Annotated in this window: 25 protein-coding genes; 12 read left to right on the top strand and 13 right to left on the bottom strand. The window is 33.9% G+C overall.

Going from position 1 to position 22,710, the window contains the following annotated elements; genetic code table 11:
* The first annotated feature begins 57 nt into the window (after positions 1-57).
* The gene (locus ABWU56_RS00295; protein ID WP_353281553.1) at positions 58-735 is read left to right on the top strand and encodes a hypothetical protein; all 678 of its coding nucleotides are present in this window, start codon (positions 58-60) and stop codon (positions 733-735) included.
* A 114-nt stretch (positions 736-849) separates the two neighbouring features.
* Here the strand turns inward: ABWU56_RS00295 and folD are convergent, their stop codons facing one another.
* From folD to ndk, 6 genes are all read right to left on the bottom strand, one after another.
* A complete protein-coding gene (gene folD / locus ABWU56_RS00290; RefSeq protein WP_353281551.1) occupies positions 850-1,737 on the bottom strand; it encodes a bifunctional methylenetetrahydrofolate dehydrogenase/methenyltetrahydrofolate cyclohydrolase FolD in 888 nt (295 codons plus the stop codon).
* Entirely contained in the window at positions 1,721-2,296 is a 576-nt protein-coding gene (locus ABWU56_RS00285) for a UbiX family flavin prenyltransferase (RefSeq protein WP_264377496.1), read from the bottom strand. The genes folD and ABWU56_RS00285 overlap by 17 nt, the downstream gene beginning before the upstream one ends.
* Positions 2,289-2,546 carry a DUF2312 domain-containing protein gene (locus tag ABWU56_RS00280; RefSeq protein ID WP_006014634.1) on the bottom strand — a complete coding sequence of 86 codons (258 nt, stop codon included), beginning with the start codon at positions 2,544-2,546 and terminating at the stop codon, positions 2,289-2,291. The genes ABWU56_RS00285 and ABWU56_RS00280 overlap by 8 nt, the downstream gene beginning before the upstream one ends.
* A gap of 9 nt (positions 2,547-2,555) precedes the next feature.
* Positions 2,556-3,833 (bottom strand): HlyC/CorC family transporter, encoded by a 1,278-nt coding sequence (locus tag ABWU56_RS00275; RefSeq protein WP_006014632.1) that lies wholly within the window; start codon positions 3,831-3,833, stop codon positions 2,556-2,558.
* A gap of 68 nt (positions 3,834-3,901) precedes the next feature.
* The gene (locus ABWU56_RS00270) at positions 3,902-5,080 is read right to left on the bottom strand and encodes an aspartate aminotransferase family protein (RefSeq protein WP_015587994.1); all 1,179 of its coding nucleotides are present in this window, start codon (positions 5,078-5,080) and stop codon (positions 3,902-3,904) included.
* Between the two features lie 122 nt (positions 5,081-5,202).
* Positions 5,203-5,622 carry a nucleoside-diphosphate kinase gene (ndk, locus tag ABWU56_RS00265; RefSeq protein ID WP_149168695.1) on the bottom strand — a complete coding sequence of 140 codons (420 nt, stop codon included), beginning with the start codon at positions 5,620-5,622 and terminating at the stop codon, positions 5,203-5,205.
* A 114-nt stretch (positions 5,623-5,736) separates the two neighbouring features.
* Here ndk and ABWU56_RS00260 point away from each other — a divergent pair, with 114 nt between their 5' ends.
* From ABWU56_RS00260 to ABWU56_RS00250, 3 genes are all read left to right on the top strand, one after another.
* Positions 5,737-6,561 (top strand): hypothetical protein, encoded by an 825-nt coding sequence (locus ABWU56_RS00260; protein WP_264336351.1) that lies wholly within the window; start codon positions 5,737-5,739, stop codon positions 6,559-6,561.
* Positions 6,558-7,511 carry a ferrochelatase gene (hemH, locus tag ABWU56_RS00255; protein ID WP_264336350.1) on the top strand — a complete coding sequence of 318 codons (954 nt, stop codon included), beginning with the start codon at positions 6,558-6,560 and terminating at the stop codon, positions 7,509-7,511. Before ABWU56_RS00260 ends, hemH begins: the two co-directional genes overlap by 4 nt.
* 61 nt (positions 7,512-7,572) lie before the next feature.
* Positions 7,573-8,373: a hypothetical protein gene (locus ABWU56_RS00250; protein WP_006014617.1), complete on the top strand. Its 801-nt coding sequence runs from the start codon at positions 7,573-7,575 to the stop codon at positions 8,371-8,373.
* Here the strand turns inward: ABWU56_RS00250 and gshA are convergent.
* Positions 8,370-9,524, bottom strand: a complete 1,155-nt coding sequence (gene gshA / locus ABWU56_RS00245) for a glutamate--cysteine ligase (RefSeq protein ID WP_010406439.1) — start codon at positions 9,522-9,524, stop codon at positions 8,370-8,372. The two genes, ABWU56_RS00250 and gshA, sit on opposite strands and share 4 nt — an antisense overlap.
* Positions 9,525-9,606: 82 nt before the next feature.
* On the opposite strand from gshA, the gene hslV reads away from it, so the two are divergent.
* On the top strand, positions 9,607-10,161 hold the full coding sequence (gene hslV / locus ABWU56_RS00240) for an ATP-dependent protease subunit HslV (protein ID WP_010406442.1): 555 nt from the start codon (positions 9,607-9,609) through the stop codon (positions 10,159-10,161).
* A 1-nt stretch (position 10,162) separates the two neighbouring features.
* Positions 10,163-11,614, top strand: a complete 1,452-nt coding sequence (gene hslU, locus ABWU56_RS00235) for an ATP-dependent protease ATPase subunit HslU (RefSeq protein WP_353281549.1) — start codon at positions 10,163-10,165, stop codon at positions 11,612-11,614.
* A gap of 72 nt (positions 11,615-11,686) precedes the next feature.
* On the opposite strand, the gene ABWU56_RS00230 is transcribed toward hslU, so the two are convergent.
* Both ABWU56_RS00230 and ABWU56_RS00225 read right to left on the bottom strand, forming a co-directional pair.
* A complete protein-coding gene (locus ABWU56_RS00230) occupies positions 11,687-12,556 on the bottom strand; it encodes an FKBP-type peptidyl-prolyl cis-trans isomerase (protein WP_264375137.1) in 870 nt (289 codons plus the stop codon).
* Positions 12,549-13,331 carry a polyprenyl synthetase family protein gene (locus tag ABWU56_RS00225; RefSeq protein WP_353281547.1) on the bottom strand — a complete coding sequence of 261 codons (783 nt, stop codon included), beginning with the start codon at positions 13,329-13,331 and terminating at the stop codon, positions 12,549-12,551. The genes ABWU56_RS00230 and ABWU56_RS00225 overlap by 8 nt, the downstream gene beginning before the upstream one ends.
* Positions 13,332-13,425: 94 nt before the next feature.
* Here ABWU56_RS00225 and acpP point away from each other — a divergent pair, with 94 nt between their 5' ends.
* The 4 genes from acpP to thyX all read left to right on the top strand — a co-directional run bounded on the left by acpP (position 13,426) and on the right by thyX (position 17,294).
* Positions 13,426-13,686 carry an acyl carrier protein gene (gene acpP / locus ABWU56_RS00220; RefSeq protein ID WP_353281546.1) on the top strand — a complete coding sequence of 87 codons (261 nt, stop codon included), beginning with the start codon at positions 13,426-13,428 and terminating at the stop codon, positions 13,684-13,686.
* Positions 13,687-13,692: 6 nt separating this feature from the next.
* On the top strand, positions 13,693-14,964 hold the full coding sequence (gene fabF / locus ABWU56_RS00215; protein WP_353281544.1) for a beta-ketoacyl-ACP synthase II: 1,272 nt from the start codon (positions 13,693-13,695) through the stop codon (positions 14,962-14,964).
* 200 nt (positions 14,965-15,164) lie between these two features.
* Positions 15,165-16,442, top strand: coding sequence for a UDP-N-acetylglucosamine 1-carboxyvinyltransferase (gene murA / locus ABWU56_RS00210; protein ID WP_353281543.1), 1,278 nt, complete (start codon positions 15,165-15,167; stop codon positions 16,440-16,442).
* A 9-nt stretch (positions 16,443-16,451) separates the two neighbouring features.
* Entirely contained in the window at positions 16,452-17,294 is an 843-nt protein-coding gene (gene thyX, locus ABWU56_RS00205; RefSeq protein ID WP_353281542.1) for an FAD-dependent thymidylate synthase, read from the top strand.
* A gap of 24 nt (positions 17,295-17,318) precedes the next feature.
* On the opposite strand, the gene ABWU56_RS00200 is transcribed toward thyX, so the two are convergent.
* The 4 genes from ABWU56_RS00200 to ABWU56_RS00185 form a co-directional block, all read right to left on the bottom strand.
* Positions 17,319-18,494, bottom strand: coding sequence for a hypothetical protein (locus ABWU56_RS00200; protein WP_353281540.1), 1,176 nt, complete (start codon positions 18,492-18,494; stop codon positions 17,319-17,321).
* 569 nt (positions 18,495-19,063) lie between these two features.
* Positions 19,064-19,387 (bottom strand): transposase, encoded by a 324-nt coding sequence (locus ABWU56_RS00195; protein WP_264375070.1) that lies wholly within the window; start codon positions 19,385-19,387, stop codon positions 19,064-19,066.
* Positions 19,388-19,509: 122 nt separating this feature from the next.
* Entirely contained in the window at positions 19,510-19,878 is a 369-nt protein-coding gene (locus ABWU56_RS00190) for a transposase (RefSeq protein WP_353281487.1), read from the bottom strand.
* A gap of 489 nt (positions 19,879-20,367) precedes the next feature.
* Positions 20,368-21,366, bottom strand: coding sequence for a glycine zipper family protein (locus ABWU56_RS00185; protein WP_353281538.1), 999 nt, complete (start codon positions 21,364-21,366; stop codon positions 20,368-20,370).
* A gap of 141 nt (positions 21,367-21,507) precedes the next feature.
* Here ABWU56_RS00185 and elbB point away from each other — a divergent pair, with 141 nt between their 5' ends.
* Together elbB and ABWU56_RS00175 are read left to right on the top strand one after the other, a co-directional pair.
* Positions 21,508-22,206 carry an isoprenoid biosynthesis glyoxalase ElbB gene (gene elbB, locus ABWU56_RS00180; RefSeq protein WP_264686836.1) on the top strand — a complete coding sequence of 233 codons (699 nt, stop codon included), beginning with the start codon at positions 21,508-21,510 and terminating at the stop codon, positions 22,204-22,206.
* Between the two features lie 137 nt (positions 22,207-22,343).
* Positions 22,344-22,652, top strand: a complete 309-nt coding sequence (locus ABWU56_RS00175) for a hypothetical protein (RefSeq protein WP_353281536.1) — start codon at positions 22,344-22,346, stop codon at positions 22,650-22,652.
* Positions 22,653-22,710: the final 58 nt, after the last annotated feature.

Raw genomic sequence — 22,710 nt, 5'->3', positions numbered from 1 at the left:
TTTTAATATAAAGGATATATACTTGTGCATTATATATTTTTTTGTATGGGTAGTTATATGAAAATAAAAGGATTGTGCGTTTTAGCTGTTTTGCTCACTTCCTCTCTAGCAGGTGCAGGAGATCCTATAGGTGAGTTGAAAGATAAATATTATGCAGGTTTAAACTTTGGTGCTGGTTGGGGTGGTGGCTTTAAAATGAAACCTGGCGTTGTTCTTGGTTACCATCATGACGAAAACTCTGAATTTGAACTTGAGGTTCTCAGTAATGTTAAGTCATTAAAGAGCATAGGAGCTAGTTTATTGGTAAATTACCGCTTCTATCCTGACCTTAATATTGATCCCGTTAGGCTATATGCCAGTGTAGGTTTAGGTGGGTATCTCCAAGTAGTACCTTTCGGCTTTGGTATTAGTGATACAGCTGATGACAATGGAGCTGGAGATGGAGCTGGAGATGGAGCTGGAGATGGAGCTGGAGATCAAGCACCAAAAAAAGTTCCACAATTTGCTGATGAACCTAACAAAGATGATGGAGCTGATAAAGCTGCTGATTCATCTTTAGTAGATAAAATACTGAGTTCTATTTCCTATAAAGTAAAGTTAGGTGTTGATTATGAAATTACTCCGCAGATAATTGGTACAGCTGGTATGACCATGGGTGGGCAACTAAGTAGTTTTAAACCACCATTACAAATACCGGACGCGATGCTAGAAGTAGGCATACGTTATAATTTTTAATGTTCTAAATTGCATATTTTCTGTAGTGGATAAGGTGATCCTGCAAACTGATTTGCTGTTTGGACAAAATTAGATGTTATTATCTAGAAACGGATATCTATTCTTCTCGTGCCCTCAACTAATGAAATCAGAAGGATCAACTTCCCGGTGTAAGCAAACAGCAACTACAGTGTTTATCATAAGAAATGCTATTGTCATCGGGCCAACTCCACCAGGCACTGGAGTAATAGCTTTGACTTTTTCTTTTACTCCCTCAAAGTCAACATCACCCACAAGCTTACTTTGATTTCCCAAGTTAACGCTATTTATGCCAACATCGATCACTATTGCACCTTTTTTTATCCAATCTGCTTGAACAAAATTTGGCTTTCCAACTGCTGCAACTACTATATCCGCTTTAGAGCAATAATCAGCTAAATCCCTACTTTGTGAATGCAAGATGGTAACAGTGCAATTTTCTTGCAACAATAGGTGAAACATTGGCTTACCCACAATATTTGATCTGCCAATGATTACCGCATTTTTACCGGACAGATTATTTTCAACTGACTTAATTAAATGCAAAGAACCTTTGGGAGTACAAGGTATCAGACAATTTTTTTCACCTTTAACTAACCTGCCAACATTCTCATCATGAAAGCCATCTACATCTTTTTCAACACTTACTGTATTAATTATTCTACTTGCACTGATGTGCTTTGGTAAAGGTAACTGAACTAAAATTCCATGCACAGATGAATCTTCATTTAATGTATTAACTTTTTCAATCAATTCATCTTGTGAGATACTATCAGGCAAAACAATAGTTTCAGAACTTATGCCTATTGATTCTGCTTTTCTTTGTTTATTACGAACGTAGACCTGACTTGCTGGATTGCTACCCACAAGAATTACTTTAAGACAAGGAAAAACATTATACTCTTTCTTTAAAATATCAATTTTTTTTGATAGCTCCTCACAGAGATCATTTGCTATTTTTTTACCGTTAATAATAATTGACATTTCCTTGCCACTCCTTGAAGTCAGGTAATGAGATATCAAATAAATTCAATACTTTACCAACAGCATGATTTACAATATCATCCAAAGATTTTGGTTTAATATAAAAAGCAGGCATCGGCGGAGCAATAATTGCTCCCATCTCCGTTAGTTTTAACATATTTCGGAGATGTCCAAGATGTAGTGGAGATTCTCGCACCATAAGAACTAATTTTCTTCTTTCTTTTAGAGTTACATCTGCAGCCCTTGTTAATAGATTGGAAGTCACCCCCGATGCTATTTCAGACATTGTTTTCATAGAACATGGAGCAATAACCATACCTGAGGTTTTAAATGAGCCGCTTGCTATTTTTTCTCCTATTTTTTCTTCAGAATAGTAAAAATCTGCAAGCGACATAATATCTTCAAGTTTTTCTTTAATCTCATGAGCTATAGTTATTTTTCCAGCACTGCTGATCACTAAATGAGTTTCATGATTGGTATTTTTTAGTGCCTCTAGAATCCGTACACCGTAAATAGAACCAGATGCTCCACTTATTCCAATTACAATCCTACTATTCACCTTCGTAATTCATTCCCAATGCACGTTTGTAGGTATCAAGTAATATTTCCTGTTCCTCCCTGTCATCATCATCCATCTTTCTTAGCCTAATAATCTGTTTCATCACTTTTATATCCCAACCTTCATCTGCAGCTTTTGCATATACATCACGAATGTGATCTTGCACATCCCTCTTTTCTTGTTCAAGTTTTTCGATTCTCTCTATATAGCTCTTCAAATCTTCAGCCGTTATTTTTACTGTATCTTCCATAGAACCCAACTAATTAATTGCTACTACAGTATTATCAGTTTTTACTTGTACTTCAATCATAGTAATAATATTTTTATCTTTTTTTAAAATCTTAAAGTAAAAACCGTACATGGAAAACTCTTCATTTTCTTCAGGAATGCGCTCTATCTCGTTTACAATCATACCTGCTAGAGTTGTAGCTTCTTCATCAGGAAGATCCCAATGTAACTGTCTATTAATATCCCTAATAGTAGATTTTCCTTCTATGTGATACATATTATCGGATATCTTTTTTATAAAATTCTCTGTGATCAAATCATGTTCATCTGAAATTTCTCCAACTATTTCTTCCAGTATATCCTCAAGAGTTACGATTCCCTGTAGTGCTCCATACTCATCAATAACAAATGCAAGGTGTTTCCTGTTTTTACGGAAGTTGTGAAGTTGTACACTGAGTGGCGTACTTTCTGGTATAAACCAAGGCTTTGACATAACTTTGGCAATCTCTATTTTATTATCCTTTTCACGCAAGGCATTTATTAGATTTTTCACGTGAACCACTCCAACAATATTATCTGGTTCTTTTTGCCATAAAGGTACTCTGCTATGGCTACTGGTTAAAATCTCTCTTATTAACTCTTCTTTGTTTCGATCTATATCAAGAGAAAATAAGTTTCTCCTGTGGGTCATAATTTGTGATATTTCTGTCTCAGCCAAATCAAGTATACTATTTAGCATATCTAAATCCTGTTGTAACATAGTGCCCTCACTGCGGTGAAGAGTAATCATATTACGCATTGCATCTGCTGCAGATATTACCTCCCTATTCTTATGAAGCCCACATAACTTCAGAATGATATTGACAATAAACTGAATGCCTAATGTCAATGGAGAAAGAATCTTGACAAAAAACAGCATAAAATAAGCAGAAAGTAATGTAAATTTTTCAGGATTTTGCATGGCGTAAGTTTTTGGTAAAACTTCACAAAATAGCAAAATACAAAACGTCATCATGAATGTTGAAAGAAATATGCCCTCACTCCCAAAAGAATTTATAAATATTACTGTAAATAAAGCAGAGCAAGTAATGTTAATAATTGTATTACACAGTAATATTGTTCCTATTGTTAATTCTTTTTTACCTAACAAAAGCTCTATTATCTTGGCTTTTTTGTTACCTTCTAGCTTTAGTTTATTCACTCGGGATCGGCTAATTGAGGTTAACCCTATTTCTGCTCCTGAGAACAAAAACGATAAAATCAATAAGAAAAAAATTGCTGACAATACTGAAATCAATAACCAATCCATTAAAGTATGATGTTATTGCGATATAGAAACAGAGTTGATTTTATATGTTGTAAGAAGCATTTGCAAGTCTATATATCTTTAATATAAAAAAATAAATCATGAAATATATCACACACTGCATTCACATGCATATTCTCAACAACAAGTGGAGGAGTTATTCTTATTACCCTATTATTTAAAATTTTAGTCATTATTAAGCCTTTGTCAAGAGATTGTTTAACAATTTTATCAGCCAACGGTACTCTAAGCTCTATCCCTATCAATAAACCCTCCCCACGAACTTCTGAAACGATCTTCGGAAATTCTTCAGTCAAAGGCAACAACTTTTCTTTTAGATATTTACTGACCTTCTTAACATGGTCAAAAAAGCCTTCCTTTAGCATTACATCGAGTACTGCATTACCAACAGTCATAGCAAGTGGATTACCTCCATAAGTTGACCCATGAGTTCCTGGAGTGATTGCTTCTGCTATATAATCTTTTACTAAACATGCAGCCAGAGGAAATCCATTACCCATAGCCTTCGCACAAGTGAGCATATCAGGTTCAACTCCTATATTTTGATAGTAAAATAGAGAGCCAATCCGTCCATATCCGCATTGCACTTCATCAAAGCATAAAATTATTCCTTGAGCTTTTGTTATCTCTCTTACTTTTTTAAGATACTCTACGTCCAATGGATGTACTCCGCCTTCACTTTGTATGGGCTCTAAAAATATGGCAGCTGTTTCGCTATTGATTTTCTTTTCTAATGCTTCAATGTTATTTCTTGGAACTTTATCAAAACCAGAAAGGAGTGGAGCAAAACCTTCGCGTGATTTTTCATTTCCCCCAGCTGAAATTGCAGCAATACTGCGGCCATGAAAACCTCCTTCAATTGTAATGATGTGACTGCGCTTTTCTTGTCCATTTAAGTAGAAATAGCGGCGAATAAATTTAATTGCAGCTTCTGTTGCTTCAAGTCCACTTGAGCAGAAAAAAACTTTATCGGCAAAGGTAAGTTCTGTTAAACGCTGAGCAAGCCTTTCCTGCTGAGGAATAGTAAAAATATTAGAGCAGTGCCATAATGAATCCAGTTGCTCCTTCAGTTTATCTGTAATGTATGGATGACAATGCCCTAGAGAGGTTGTAGAAATTCCTGCAGCAAAGTCTAAATATTTTTTACCATCCTTATCGAAGAGATATACTCCTTCTCCTCTAACTATAGAAGCTTCAGATCTATTATAAGCGTTAACAACATGATCCATTTTAAATATTATCTATACTGTGCATGAAAAAGCTTTCCCTTAATATTGCTTAAACTAAAAATTGGGCTAATATTATACAGTTCAACATAAAATTCAGAAATTTAATATGTAAAAAAGTAAAACTACACCAATTCACATTCAGCAAAAAAGAAAGCTATTTCTCTATGAGCATTCTCTAGACTATCAGAACCATGCACTCTATTTTCACTAATATCATCAGCAAAATCACCCCTAATTGTACCTTTATCTGCCTGCTTTGGATCTGTAGCACCCATGATTTGCCTGTATTTACTGACTGCATTTTCACCGATTAAAACTTGAACTATCACAGACCCAGAAGTCATAAATTCCACCAACTCTCCAAAAAAAGGCCTATCCTTATGAATTTCATAAAACAGCTCTGCTTGTTTTTTTGTCAGCATCATCATTCTTTGTGCTATAATTTTTAGTCCAGATTTTTCAATATAAGAATTTATACTGCCTGTAATATTATTTTTTACTGCATCAGGTTTTAATATCGAAAGTGTTCTCTCAATTGCCATATCATTCCCTTATATTAAGATCGTATATTTATAGATTTATTTTATTATAAACTTTGATTTGATAAAAGCAATTTTTCACTTATAGTTAAGAATAAACCATCAAGGAGGTGTTTTATGGGGTGTTGTAATAAAAAAAACAACAAACCAGTCGATCCTAATGTTAAACAATCAATTGAAACTACACTTACTGCTAAAGAATGGGTTAATCAATTCAAGTCATCAATTTTTTGTGGGACAAAAGGATTTTTAACTTTTAATTTGGCATTTTTGAGTTATTTAGAGTATAGCTTACACAATAATACAAAATTAAAAGAAGGCGCTGTTTTTGCAATAAAAAGGAATACTATTCCATTTTTCGAAATGGCTATCATAGTGCCATTTGTTTGTCTTGCATTACCATCTATGATAGGTGGGATGAACCTCATGCATTGTGCGCTTATATGTGCTGCACTGATGGTTGCAACATGTTTTGTTGTGAGAACCTTTTACTTGCGTGAAAAGTTATTGAAAAAAATGACTAATAATGAAAATTATACCGAGGAACAAATAGAGCAGGAATTTAAGAAAGACACTATAAAATTTCCTATCTTTGATAAAAACAGACAGCATATTGAATATAATTCTCCTAATCCAGGACAACTAATGAATGAAAGTCCTCCCTCTCTTTTTGTTAAGGTTTTACTTTTCCCCCTTACGATTTTTCTGAAGGCTCTACAAAGCTGCATAATGATATCTTTGGCTGCTGTTGAACTTCTTGAAGCAGTGCCAAGTTTTTGTGTTGATGTGGTTTTCGATAGAGGCTTTGCATCTACACAGAGTAACATGAAGAGATCTGCTCATCTATTGTATGCCAGTGTAAGAAATTTAGTGCCTGTAACTAAACTTGATGAGTGTGTAGCTGATTTTATAGGCAAACCTGAAGAAAGGTGCTGTCAGTGAAGAAGGCAGTAATCTTATTTAACCTAGGCGGACCTGATTCACTAAGTGCGGTCCGTCCTTTCTTATTTAATCTTTTTTACGATAAAAGAATAATAAATCTACCAAATCCTTTTCGCTTCCTTTTAGCAAAGTTTATCTCCAAAAGGCGAGAAAGTACTGCACAAGAAATATACGAGCACATTGGAGGTAAATCGCCAATCTTGGAGAATACAAAAGCACAAGCTGATGCTTTAGAACTAAAATTAAATGAAGATGGAAACCATGTGTATAAGATATTCATCTGCATGCGTTATTGGCATCCATTTGCTGATGAAGTTGTTAAAAGCGTAAAGCAATTCAACCCTGACGAAATCATTCTGTTACCACTATATCCGCAATATTCAACCACCACAACTCTATCATCCATAGAGAATTGGCAAAAAAATGCCAAACTGGAATGTAACACAAAAACAATTCACCATTATTATGACAATGAAGACTTTATTGAAGCTCATGTTAATCTGACGTCTAAATATTATAAATTAGCTAGCAAAATCGGTAAGCCAAGAGTCCTATTCTCGGCTCATAGCTTACCTCTTAGTATCATTAAAAAAGGCGACCCTTACGCTTCACAGATAGAAAAAACAGTAAAATTAATAGTAAAAAAATTGAATATTGAAGATCTTGATTGGGGAATATGTTATCAGAGTAAGGTTGGCCCTGTAAAATGGTTGGAGCCTAGCACTGAAAGTGAGCTATCACGCGCGAAAGACGATAATATACCTGTAGTTTTATCACCTATATCTTTTGTTTCTGAGCATTCTGAAACACTGGTTGAACTTGATATAGAGTATAAAGCAATTATCAAAGACGGATATTACTTTCGCGTACCAACTCTCAGTACTGATCTCTTATTTATCAAGTGCTTGGCCGATTTATGTTTAGATCACTCTCAAAGTACTGATTTATAGCACTTTTCTTTTTAGATTTTTATAGTATAATATTAAAAAGTTATGATTTTATTATCTACTTATGCCAAAAGGTAAGCCAAATACATTTATAGAAAGTATACATGATGCTCACAATCATGATATTAGAAAGATGTATTGTATTGCAGTAGGTTTAACAGGCATATTGTGTAAAATTTCATTGCAATTCTGTTGCGAGTTTATTGATAACAACAGATCCAATATTTGTACTATATTAGATATTTCTAAGTTCATAAAACTACCAACATCAATAATATTTGCTCTTCACTTTGGTCTCAATTTAGCTGGATATAAATCTAAAAAACTTCAGAATGGTAAAGGGGGAAATGAACCTGAAAAACCAATACAGGTTGTGGGTAGCTTAGCCTTCTTGGCAAACTGTGTCATAGGAATATTGATGCAGACAAAAATCATTCATTTCTTAGCTAGAAACAACAAGGATGTAATAAGTTATATTAGCTTAACATCAGCAGTTCTATTTCTATTTTCAGAATGCATAAACTGTTATTATACATGGAAGAAGTATCTAGATAATAAGGATTCTGAAAAGTCTGCTAAATATGGCAAAGAAGTTATTTTTAGCACATTCGCTTTGTCATTGGGCTTGTTAAGCTTCATATTAAAAAGAATGGAACTTCCAACCATACCAATAGACTTGGGTGGTGGCATAATCTATAATTTCAACTTAACTGTTACGGTCAGTTTGATACTAAGCATAGCATATCTAGTATCAAACATCGATAAGTTTGTCAATCAACCTAATAATGGTACTGATCCTTCTACTGGACTTGATGACGCTCACCATATTCAGCATAATGGCAGCATTGTAGAAATTAATTATTAGAGATGAAAAGACTTAATTTCTACTGCCAATGCTAGCACTGCTAATTTGCTAACAATATTCCAAAGTGGCAAAGTTTTATTTTCTTGGCTGATGTCATAAAATTCACAGTCAGTGGAATTCAAGCTAGAATATACATCTTTCCTGCTATTACATCGGTATAAGTAACATGTTGGAGTATCTCCTATATAGTATATTAGCGGTTCTGCAGAACTACTTTTAAATATGTCAATAGTTGGTACACCTTCTTGTATAATAACACTATTGATTGCTATTCCTTCTTTTATCTTTTTCATTTTATGACGCTTTTTTTTATTGAGATTTAATATTTCCTTTCCACTTGTTGCTGTTATAATGCCCATTCCATATGTGCCATTGCTTGCTTTGATAAAAACGTAAGGTTGTGTTTTTATTTCATATTCCTCATATTTTTTTTGCACTAGAGATAATATTTGGTCAACTTTAGTCGCTACTGCTCCTAGTGATGAATCATCATTAAAGTCAACTCCATTACAGCTTTCTGTAAGCACAGAAATAAGCCATGGGTCCATTTTAAATTCGCCACAAAATTCGGACACTAATTTTTGATAGATTTCAAAATATTGAAATTTCTGCCTACTGTGCCAGCCATATAATGGACTTGGCACTATCTCTTGTTTTACGTTTTCTAGCGTGTCTGGAATGTGGCTCGTCATATCACGATTCAGTATAATAATATCAGGCACAAATCCTGAAGTTGTCTTCAGCAAAGAGTTTTCTTTCACAACAGTTTCATACTGTTCTATTAAATTGTACGTTTCATTATGAAAGAGGCCAATTCTAGTTTCAAAACCTGCGAGTTGCAGTACCTTTTCTATAGCAAATACATTTTCTATATACATTTTATTTCGTGTGTAATTCTCCGGTATTATAAGGGCCTTTTTATATTGTTTTGTTTCGAAGTAGCTTTTTATCAATTTTGCTGCTATCGCTTTTGATACTTCACTTAGGTTATTAAACCCTGCAGGAAATAAATTGGCGTCTACTGGAGCAATTTTGTAGCCTGAATTCCTAAGATCTATGGAGCTATAAAATGGTAATGTAAAACCATTAAATTTTGTTTTGAACCAATTATTTATATCTTTTTCCAGATTTGGATGAATTATGTTTTGCATCTACACTTTAAATGTTATAAGAAAAGTACTATATTATAAGTTATAATCTTAATATAATATAACGAATTAAAATAACAAAAAAATGATTCATCATGACAGCAGTAAAATGTATGGTACTACTATACTGTCAATTAGAAGAGACAAAAATGTAGTAGTAATAGGTGATGGGCAAGTCTCGCTAGGCCATACCGTTATAAAATCTGGAGCAAAAAAAGTTAGGCGTCTTTCTGGTGATTCCGTAATTGCCGGTTTTGCTGGAGCAACAGCTGATGCATTTACTCTCTTCGAAAGGCTAGAATCTAAACTTGATAAGCACCCAGGACAGTTAATGAGGGCATGTGTTGAACTTGCAAAAGACTGGAGAATGGATAAATATCTAAGAAAATTAGAAGCTATGATGATCGTGGCAGACAAGTCCATTTCATTGGTCATTACAGGAACGGGTGATGTTCTTGAACCTGAAGATGGCATTGCAGCCATTGGCTCTGGAGGAAATTTTGCTTTATCTGCAGCAAAAGCTTTGATTGACGTTGAAGGAATATCAATAGAGGAGATTGCAAAAAAGGCTATGAAGATAGCTGCCGATATATGTGTTTATACAAACCATAATCTAATTATCGAAAAAATAGAGGAGTAATATGTCAAGAACTTTGTGTGCCAATTTTTCTAGTCAATCTGTAGTAGGTCAATTTGATAATAATGATGACTATAATGAGAAAAATAGCCTCTATGAAAATGAAGGTACAGGAAGTAGCAGCATTCAAAGCTCACAAGCTTTATTAGATGATCTACCACCACAGAAGATAGTTAAAGAATTAGACAGATTTATAATCGGGCAGAATGATGCAAAGCGCGCTGTTGCTATTGCACTCAGAAATCGTTGGCGTCGAAATAAAGTCCCACTTCCACTACGTGAAGAGATTATACCTAAGAATATACTCATGATAGGCCATACGGGAGTTGGTAAAACTGAAATAGCTCGCCGTTTAGCAAAGCTTGCTGGTGCACCTTTTATAAAAGTTGAAGCAACGAAATTTACTGAAATAGGATATGTTGGACGTGATGTTGACTCGATAATACGTGATTTAGTTGACGCAGCAATAGTTTTAGTTAAGGAAAAAGCACGTAAAGCCTTAACTAAAAAAGCTTTAGGTTTGGCTGAAAAGATAATAGTCAACTCCATGGTTGGTGAAGATGCAACCGAGGAAAGCAAAAAAGTTTTCAGAGAAAGACTGAGAAATAAGGAATTTGAAGATGGAGAAGTTTCTATTAACGTCAGGGAGAGCAAGGGTATGTTACCCACTTTTGATATACCTGGCATGCCAGGTGGGCAAATTGGTGTGATGAACGTAACAGAAATCGTGGGCAAGATGTTTAATGGGAGCAAAAAAACAAAAACTATTACAGTTAAAGTGAAAGAAGCACGTGAAATATTGATTAATGAAGAAAGCGAAAGGTTAATGGATGAAGACAAGATAATCAAAGAAGCGATTGATCTTGTTAGCAATGAAGGCATAGTGTTTTTAGATGAAATAGATAAAATTGCAGCACGTACAGAAATAAAAGGTGAAGTCAACAGAGAAGGAGTGCAACGTGATCTGTTACCACTACTTGAAGGAACAACTGTTTCAACTAAGTATGGCACCGTAAAAACAGACTATATATTATTTATTGCATCTGGTGCTTTTCATTTGTCTAAACCATCCGATCTTTTACCAGAATTACAGGGTAGATTGCCAATTAGAGTGGAACTTAAGGCACTTACTCAAGAGGATTTAATAAAAATATTAAAGGAACCAGAATCTAGTTTGTTAAAACAGTACATAGCTTTAATGAAAACGGAAAATGTAACACTTGAGTTTACTGATGATGGTATAGAAACTATAGCTGAAATAGCTTTTACAGTTAATAGAGAAGTAGAAAATATAGGTGCAAGAAGACTTCATACTGTCATGGAGAAGCTTTTAGATGAAATAAGTTTTATCGCTTCTGAAAAAAATAATGAGAAATTTGTTATAGATAGCAAGCACGTAAGAGATAAGCTTGAATCAATTTCAAAGCAGCTTGATTTATCTAAGTTTATACTTTAGAAGAAACTTTTTCTTTAAGTAATATATAGCACTCAAGAAGTTTTATTTTTTCTTACTTCGTAATTCTTTAAGCTATTTTTCAATAGTAGAATTCAAGCTTAAATCAATTATTGCAATATCACAATCTATGCCTTTTGTTAACACATCAGTTAAAAGATCAGGTGGAGAAAGAACTGTTCTTTTATTACCAGCTCTCATTCCCACAACTCCAAGTTCTATAGCAAGCGGCATTTTTCTGTCACCAACTTTAAACTGCACTGTTTGATCTTTGACTATATACTCACCATTATATCTCTTTATGCTATATTGAGCCGATATCTCATCACCACACTTTACTTGTTTTCTAGTTTTGTTAATTAAGTCATTAAAAATCATTAGGTTATTTACTGAATCAGGATATTTATCTTTTACTTCAATCAGTTTGATGTAATAAGAGTTAAAACTCATTTTGTTGTCATCAGCGGCAATAGTAACTACACGCTCTCCACCTTCTTTCATACCTATTACCCCTAAACTCACTTCTTTTTCACCTATTCTCAGAGTAATATCAGAGACTTGACTTGGTAATGCTGCCAGATTGTTGGATATTTTGTACATTTGTAGCAGGACTTCTTGGCCACAGAAAGCCTTACTGCCGCTGCCTTCAGTAATTTCATAAAATTTTATCGTCTCTTCTTCCTTTTGCTGTGTTATTTCTTCTAAATATTCTGCTAGCCCATGCTTTTCAATATAGCGATCAAGTGCTGATTCAAGTATGGGCTTTACTAGATAACGTGCTATCGTCTGTGTTAAACCATCATGTGTGGCATTTATCTCGTAAAGCTTGTCCTCTTTTTCCGGTTTATCTTTATTTATATAAACAATAGTGATTATAAAAACAGAAGCTAAAGTGAGAACCATTACTAGAAAGATAAATATTTGTAATATAATTTTTTTAACCATCTTTTTTTACTTGATTCAATAAATCATATAAATCATTAGTATTCCCTGAAAGCGTACTTAAATTATCTGAGGCCTGTTTAAAGAGACTATCTATATAGTTTTCCATTTCATTTTTGCCAAGCACGGACATTAAATTGTTTGTTTTATCTTGCTCATAATCTTCAATATCATCCTTAGCTTGAAAAATAAGCCCCAGATTTATTCCATAGTTATATAACGCTCTCCGCTCCTTGGTTGTAGCATTGCCTATTATAGCCCCTATTTCGCATGAAGCTGCAAATAGTTTTGCAGTTTTCATCAAATGAATTTCCTTTATTTTATTCAAATCTGCATCTATATCCAAAATCTGTCCTCCCACCATTCCCCTAACTCCTATCGCTTGAGAGAGCACTTTGATGATCTCACAATTTAACGAAGATAATACCTCAAAAGCCAGAGTAAGTAATGCATCTCCCGCAAGCACTGCTGTTGCTTCATCAAATTTTTTGTGGCAGCTTGGCTGGCCTCTTCGAGTGTCACTATTATCCATGCATGGTAGATCATCGTGAATTAGGGAGTAAGCATGAATAAATTCAATTGCAGCAGCTGCTGTTATTGCTTTTTCAACCTTTATGCTGAATATCGACGAAGATGCTATGACTAAAAAAGGACGTATATATTTTGCAGGAGCAAGAAACACATACCGCATGGCTGAGATGAGCCTATCTTGGTTGTTTTCAGGTAGAATCCTGTTTATTTCTGCAATAAATAAATTTCTTGTTGCTTCGTCTAGCATATCTCATCTAAAACCCTTATAATAACCACAAAACCTATTGCAAACATCAAAATTTCTTATAACATCAAAGGTATAGATTATTTTTTGGTGAAAAATGAGTGAATTGGCAAGAAGTACTAGAGAAGACATAGAGACAAAAGTAAAAAAGATTATATTAGAGCATATTAGTAAGGATGTAGAGAAATTTGGTAGCTCTTCAAAGCTTTCAGACCATGGTACAGATAGTTTAGATGCAGTTGAAATAATCATGGCAGCTGAAGAAGAGTTTGGTATAGAGATTCCTGATGAAGATGCACAAAAGATGGAAACTATGGAACAGATAGTTGAATATGTAATAGAAAAAACAAACAATTAATGTTTGATGAGTAGAAGAATAGTAGTTACCGGTATTGGCTTAATTACTCCGCTAGCAGCAGATGTTAATAATACTTGGTCAAAGCTGATAAAAAGTGAGTCTGGCATTAAAGCAATCAATACAGATAGGTTCGACTCTTCTGATCTTGCTTGTAAGGTTGCAGGGCAGGTGCCTGTGCAATCCGATAACATTGAGCATTATTTTAATCCACCAGATTATATTTTTGAAAAAGACCTAAAAAGAACAGATCGTTTTATTCACTACGGAATTGCAGCAGCTATTCAGGCAGTAGACGATTCATTGATTTTGGAAAATCAAAATATTAATAAAGAGAGAGTTGGTGTAACTGTTGGTTCTGGTATAGGTGGTCTTCCATCAATTCAAGAAAACGTAATTACCATGCAGGAAAAGGGACCTAGGCGTGTCAGTCCATTTTTTGTTCCTTCAAGTCTAATAAATTTAATATCTGGCCATGTTTCTATTAAATACGAATTTACAGGTCCAAATGACTCAGCGGTCACTGCATGTGCAACAGGTGCACATGCGATTATAAACTCAGCAAGAGCTATAAAACTTGATGAAGCTGATGTTATGATTGCAGGCGGAGCAGAAAGTGCACTATGTAGAATTGGAATTGCAGGTTTTGCATCGATGAAGGCGTTATCAACTAAATTCAATGATAATCCTGAAGAGTCCTCAAGGCCATGGGATGAAGAACGTGATGGATTTGTCATGGGCGAAGGAGCAGGTATATTAGTGCTGGAAGAGTATGAACATGCAAAAAAAAGAAAAGCAAAAATATATGCGGAACTCACTGGATATGGACTCACAGGAGATGCGCACCACATCACAGCACCTCATCCAGAAGGAAGAGGCGCATTTAAGGCAATGGAGCTTGCTTTAAAGAATGCACAAATCAGCCCAAGTCAAATTGGGTATATCAATGCACATGGAACTTCAACAACACTTGGGGATAAAGTTGAAGTAATAGCAATGAAGCAGTTATTCGGTGATTATGCCTATAAAATACCTATTTCCTCGACTAAATCTTCTATAGGACATTTACTTGGTGCCGCAGGAAGTGTTGAAGCAATATTTAGTATCCTTGCATTAAACAATGGAATTGTTCCACCAACTTTAAACCTACACAAACCTTCAGAAGGGTGTGATTTAAATTTTGTACCACTTAAAGCTCAAGAGCATAAAATTCAATATGCGCTTTCTAATTCATTTGGTTTTGGTGGGACTAATGCGTCTCTCATCTTTGGAAAGGTATAATTAATTATGCTTTTTTAATAGATTATGAAGATATCATGCAAGTCTGTCATCCAGTTAAATTTGCGAGTATAAAAAAATATAACGTTTCTGATGATTATGGAAACCAGTGTCACACACTGGGATAACAGGGAAAAAAGCAAAATTTTGCCTTTTACCGCTAACCTATTATACTTACTTGATAAGTTCTATCGCTTGATTAAATGCATAAAATATTAGTAAGAAGTAACCATAAGCCCTTGATTGGAAAAATCAAGATTAATGGTTCAAAGAATGCCGTCTTGCCAATAATGGCTGCAAGCTTGTTTAGTAATTCTTCAATAACTTTGCATAACGTACCTGATTTAATTGACGTGCATTTGATGTCTGAGCTGCTTAAGAGTCTTGGTGCAGAAGTAAATTTTATATGCAATAAAGACTATAAAGCAAATCACACTTTGGAAATTGACTGTAGCAATATCAATAACTATTTAATATCACATGAAATTGCAAGCAGACTGCGAGCATCTTTTTTAATGCTAGGTCCAATGCTCAGCAGATTTGGTAGAGTTTCAACAGTATTTCCTGGTGGATGTAATATTGGAAAACGTCCTGTTGACATTCATATCAAGGCACTTGAAGCAATGGGAGCTAAAATTGAAATTGATAGCTGTAATATAACTGCAACAACAAAGGGAAAATTGCAAGGCAAAGAAATAACATTTGAAAAAGTAAGTGTTGGCGCAACAGAAAACATAATCATGTCAGCAACACTTGCAGAAGGAGTAACAACAATAAACAATGCCGCAACGGAGCCGGAAGTTCTTGATTTAATAGAGTTTCTAAAAAAAATGGGTGCCAATATTGAAGTTAACAACACAAAAATCACAATAGAAGGCGTTGATGAATTAAACGGATGTGTCCACACAATCATACCAGATCGGATAGAGGCCGGTACTTATGCTTTGGCTGCTATCATTACCGACGGCGAGCTAAAGTTAGAAGGAGTAAGTTTGTCTGATATAGAATGTATTGCAAATGAATTGAAGACTATAGGAGCCAGAGTTGAGTTACATGATGATGGTATTATTATTTCTAGAAAAAATGGCTCTATTAAATCTGCTCACGTTGCAACAAATCCATATCCCAACTTTCCCAGTGATATGCAACCACAACTAATGTCTGCAATGTGCATTGCAGATGGAATATCAATCATTGAAGAGAACATTTTTGAAAGTAGATTTGCACATGCGAATGAGTTAAGAAAATTAGGTGCTAATATTAGCATCGAAAAAAGTAAAGCTACTATAAGTGGAATAAAGAGCTTATCTGGAGCTAATCTGCATGCTAATGACTTAAGGTCAACAGCAGCTTTAATTCTCGCTTCTTTGGTAGCTAAAGGAGAAACTACAATAAATAACTCACATCATTTATGGAGAGGATATGAGGCAATGCACGAAAAACTCAATTCATGCGGGGCTGATATTTTCGTTTCATCTTGAGAATATATTATGAATGAGACAACTAAGCGAACTACAGTAAAAGAGATAGATAAAATTCTATACGAAGAACATAAGGTGTTAGATCATGGATTTGTTCGAGTGATTGATTATATGGGCTCTGATAGCGCCATAGTTCAAGCTGCTCGTGTTTCTTATGGAAAGGGAACAAAACAGATAAATCAAGATGAAGCGCTTATAAAGTATTTGATGAGGCATCATCATACAACTCCATTTGAAATGTGTGAAATTAAGTTTCACGTGAAACTTCCAATTTTTATTGCAAGACAGTGGATAAGACACAGAACTGCAAATGTGAATGAATATTCCGGAAGGTATTCGATACTTGATAATGAATTTTATATACCAGAACAGGTTGCAAAACAATCTGATAATAATAAACAAGGCAGCGGTGAAGCTTTTGACTCAAGTACTTCAAAAGAAATAATAGATTCTCTAATAAATGATTCTAATTTAGTATATTCTCATTATGAGAAATTTATTGAACAGGGCCTTGCAAGAGAAATTGCCCGAACTAATCTAACACTTAATTACTATACTCAGTTTTATTGGAAAATAGATTTACACAACCTTCTTCACTTTTTAAGGCTTAGAGCTGATCAGCACGCCCAATATGAAATTAGAGTCTATGCAGAAGTTATGTTGGACATAGTAAAGAAATGGGTCCCGCTGGCCTATAATGCTTTCATTGAATACTCCTTAAAATCAGCCTGTATTTCAAAAACTGGTCTTGAAATAATTCGCAAGCTAATAAAAGGAGAAAATGTTACGAGAGAAGAAAGTGGCATTGGTAAAAGAGAATGGGATGAGTTGATGTCTATACTTTGTAAATAACCAAAAAGATCAAGATATGTACGTTCACAGACTTGCAGGTGTGAACAACAATTGATTCATGCCTTTATCAACTGATATATCAATTATTTTTGAATTTGTTCTTTCTGTTATTTCATAAAGCTTTTCAGCTTTCTTTAACATCAGTGTTGCATTTCTAAGCGTAATAAAAATTTCGCAATAATCTGGAGAATTTTCAACATACATATTATATGAATAATGGTTTACAGCAAGTTCTATTGCCCTACAAACTTCCTCTAATGTAAAATTAGCAACTCCTGTATCAGGACAAAAGCCAATCGCTCCTTTACTAGGATCAAAAAATATGTATTTATCATTCTCTGCTTTATATACCAACATAGAATGAGCAATATTCTCGTCATCTTCATCATCTGCTCCATTACAAGCATAACAAGAAAAACTAAATTCTAAGTAGCATCCTATCTTCACATCATTTAAAGCACGTTTGATTTGTTCTTGATTAGTATAGACCCATACCTCTGTTGAAGATAAATCGTTACATGCTTGTTCATATATCGTCTCATCATAAAATGGATCTCCTTCTCGCCTTTCAATGCTCTGAACATCGAGAACAGGTAAGAATTGCAATAAAAACTGCATCATTAATAACTCAATCGTTTGTTCTTTTCTTCCATCAATATAGTCCATAAAATCTTGTTCAGATATAATATTACCAGACTCGAGGAATTGAACAAAATCTTTCCTATTCTCTAATCTTATAAAGGTAATAAAGTAATTTAATGGGTGACATAACCCTTCTTCAGGGTCAAAATCTAAAATTTCTTCAAATCTACTTTTTAATTGTCCAATTCCAGATATGCTATCTGACATGAAATCATTCAAATGAAATTGAATGGCTTGCTCACTTTCAAATAATTTATTATATTGTTCTTCAGCTGATAAATCTGGCGCTTTATATACATATCTACCATTTTCTCTACGTATACCTTCTATATCTTCAACGATACCACGTTCTATATTTTTACTGATAGCAATTTCTTTATTTCCTTGATTCCTTATATTAGTAAATAAATTTAAAAATTCTACAATTTGCTGCTTTGAAAGTGTTTTCTCAACCTCTCCATCTTTAGTTTTAGAAAACACTCTAATTTTAGCGTTTTTCTTGTCAGTATAGACTTTTAATACAATAGATTCAGCAATGCGATTAAGATATTTTGGCATATTGGTTATTAAGATATTAACTATATATCTTAATAATAGTATAACCTACACCACTTGTCAATTAATATATTAGTAAATTAGTACTATTTATTATATAAAAAAGTAAATTACATAGTGGATGGTCAGTGCTTAACACTGGAATCCAGGAATTTTGATTCTAAATTTGGTATTGATTTTAAATTAAAATAAATGTTTGTGATGAGATTATATGAAAAACTGGATCCCAGACTGGGATGAAAAGAGAAGGAAACACTGGGATGAAAGAAGATGAAACCACTGGAACGTTTATTTTTGAAAGTAAATTGCATAGCAGATGGTCAGTGCTTGACACTGGAATCTAGTTTCACCTTATGATGGTTTTATTCAAGTAGCCTCTATCCAAGTGCCCCTTTGGTGTCATCAGAGTAGCTGACACTGGGATGGCTTTGTTTCATAGCACCTTAAGCAGTGATGGTTTACGACAAATTCATGTAACTATCTCAAATTTAGCCATACCAATAACAGTGAATTTGTTGAGCAAATAGCACTTAATTAGTAATTCTTTTTCACGATTTATTTCAGATTTATTCCTAAACAAATACTTGCTTCAACCTTGAGAAAAATCCTTCTATGTAAGATCTTTTTCCATAAATTGCTTCCTTTTTCCACTCTTTTACACCATCTTGTCCATATAATTTTATTAACCTAATAGCAGCATTTCTGTCAGACATATAATCTATTTTTGAATGTTCTGCTGCATCCTTTTTTGGTAGAACTTTTGTCTTTATATCGTATTTCTTACACAATTTATAAAGTTTTTGCCTATCGTATGCCCTATCTGCATATAATGCTTTTATTTTGTGCTGAAAATTAACTTCTTCAAGCAAATCGCAAGTGGTCAGAGTAGACGCCATTACTGTATCTTGCAGCTATAGCTTTTTTACTATTCACACTTAACATAACATGTAACTTTCTTACTTGCTCGTAGCTTCGGTACTTTCTATCTGCACTGTTTTCCTTACTGTGGCCAGGAGTGTTACTGTAAATTTGTGCTATCTATGATAATTTCAATATTTTCCATGTTGCTTTTATCAATCCTGCAATCATTTATCTTAATATTAAGTTTTTTTTTGATGCTTGTGAATAGCTGCAAATTTTTTCCTATTTGTTGCAGATATCCTTTTATAAACCCGACTGTTTGTCTTAAACCAATTCTAAAGAAACTGACGATTATATGCACTAAAATCACAACTTTATCACTATAAATATAGTTGCCGCCCTGCATTTTTGGACTATTTTCATACCAATTTTCGATAGCTTCATCGATGTAACGAAAAATATTCCCCCTTTTTTCAAGGAATTTGTTATATTCGTTTTGGTTACTGACTTTCATTTTCTGTGGCATATTTTTTCTTCAACAGTTAAAAAGCCCACTGGGATCCAACTAAGTTACTTTACAACGTTTTTCGCACAAAAGGACTGGATTCTAGCGTCACGCGCTAGAATGACATCAACTTTTGAATTCCAGTTATGCAAGAAATCTATTCATTTGAAACTTGTTTGAGAAACGTAGCTATAAAAACCGCAGGTACCAGTTGGTTTTTATTAGCTAAAGTAAAGGTCAAATATCTGGAATTCTGGACATAAAATCCCCCTGTAAAAAAGATTAGAAAAAAATGCAGTGCACATACGACAGATATACACTGAAGAATACATTTTTAATAAGTTTGATTAAAAAGTCTGCAGACTAAAGATAGATTTTGAGCTCAATAAATATCTCTAATTGTTATTATAATTGGATTCAAAATATGCGGAAGTAATTTTTTGTGTCCGCTTAGCAGGGTGGCAAAATAAGATAGACAGATACATTAAAACGCTCTTCAAATGTATCAATTCACTTCTTTCCTTTCACTTCTTCACTAACTCGTGCAGCACTTGGATTCTTCACTTCAGGACCTGGCTTTACTGTTTTAACTTTGTCATTAACTTTTCGTTCTACCTCTTCTATGTTACTATCAATGGCCATAATTGTAGGTTGAAATTCGCTCATAAAATCTACAAGTTTCTTCATGTCTTCCTCATGAGTACTAGTACCCTTGCTTATAAGATTGTTCAAAAGATCAGCCTTATCTTCCCCTATTAACTGTCTTATGGCTGCTAGTTGCTCTTGATTCTGAAGCATTTTTATTATTTTTATTATTTTTATTGTTTCATTATTAAGAATTGTTTTTTTTTCTTCATCAGCTTCAAAATTCTTTTCCATTAAATTGCTTGTTAACTTTTCAAAATTATTCTCTCTTGCTTGAATCGTAGGTAATTTATCGATCACATCTTTCACAAAACTTTTCACTTCTTTTCCTGCTTTCATCGCTCCTTCTTTTATCTCACCTCTATGCTGATATATAGCATAACCAATAGCAGCTATAGCAACTAGTGCTACAAACCCTACTAATGCTGCTCCGCCAACAATTAATGCACCAGTCACTCCTCCTACTGTTAATAAACCTGCTAGTGCACCTGTTAGTGTTGTCACTGCTGCTCCACTTATTACCCCCTGAGCTAACAGTTGGTTACCTAAAGCTTCAAGCTCTTTCTCCATGCCTTTTACTTTATTTACTTGCTCCACAAATTCTTTTAATTCAACTTTGTTTTTCTCAAAATCCTCCAATATAAGACCTATTACATCCCCAAAAACATTTTTATTTTCCATCAGAAATTTAGACATATAATCGATAGGTGGTGTATTAGAAATTTCATCTTCTTTTATAAATCCATTTGCTTGTAATAGAGTCTCCAATGCTTGCAACAAATCTTTTTTTCCACTAATATATTGTACTACACTTTCAATTAACTTCTCGTAAATAGCTGAGTTTACTGCACCACCTTGTACCATATTCAATTCCTATCAATTATAAATATGCCTAATTATATATACTAATTATTAATTATATTATAATTGACATAAAACAATTACTCCTTTCCAAATATGGAATTTGTATTACAATACCTAGATTATATGAAATCAAGGTATTTTATGGGTGAGAAAAAATTAAGAGCCGCTGTGGTTTTATCAGGATGCGGCCACCTCGACGGCACAGAGGTGAGAGAAGCAGTTTTAAGTTTGCTTGTGCTTGATCAGCAGGAAGTTGAAGTCACGTGCTTTGCTCCTGATGTTGATATCACACAAGTTATGAATCACAAAACAAAAGAAGCAGTAAAAGAAAAAAGGAATGTACTTGTAGAATCAGCAAGAATTGCAAGAGGTGAGATAAATGATTTAAGAGAAGCTAAAGCTGAAAATTTTGACATGCTAGTCGTACCTGGTGGATATGGAGTTGCGAAAAATTTATCTGACTTAGCTGAAAATAAAACAGTAATGCCTGAGTTTGAAAGATTAGTCTCAGAGTTCTTTGTTGCAAAAAAGCCAATAGGAACTATATGTATATCTCCAGCCATTATTGTTTTAATTTTAAGTAGCAAGATAGGTAAAGAAGAAAGTAAGATTAAGGTAACTATAGGAAACGACAAAGACCAGTTGATAGAGAAGCTCGGCGGCGAACATATAACATGCGATACAAAGCTATCAATAGAAGACGAAAAGCATAATATATTTTCCTGCTCTGCTTATATGCGTAGTGATGAAAGTACACACTCTGTATATCAAGGAATAAAACACATGATTGACAGTATGGTGAAAAAAATTAATAAAAAAACCAAACAACCATTTCTCTAAAGTGTAGTTTCTTATACAATTAATTATGTTATACTTCCAGTTGCATTATTGCTGTAGCCAAAGTAATCTATAGTTGCTTATTAATGATGAATTGTATTTAGTATATAAATTTAGTTCTTTTTTTTATAGATTTAAATATGTTAGATCTTTTTTATATTAAAAGTGAGTGTTGTATAGATGGTCAGTGTGATACTTATGCAGGAGAAGTGAGTATTAATGATGTCATGTTGGGCAAGTTTAGTCTAAATTCATACAGTGGGAAAAAAGCCATGGTAAATCTAGACATCGTTACATTCGATATCCATATTGCTATGGATGGCCAAGATGGAAGGACAATAACAAGAGACCTCAAGGGTCCTGAATTTGTAATTAAAGATGACGGTTCCTGGTATATTAACAAAAATCTTGGTAATGATAAATTTGAAATTATAGTAAAGCAGTCATGATATGAAACATAGTGAGCGGAGCTTGCTTTTTAGCAATGTTTACATACTTACTTAAAAA

Source organism: Wolbachia endosymbiont (group B) of Horisme vitalbata (assembly GCF_964028625.1).
In the GTDB taxonomy this organism is placed as follows: Bacteria; Pseudomonadota; Alphaproteobacteria; order Rickettsiales; family Anaplasmataceae; genus Wolbachia.
The sequence above is the reverse complement of the archived record's forward strand: the minus strand, read 5'-3'. Positions and strand labels throughout refer to the sequence as shown.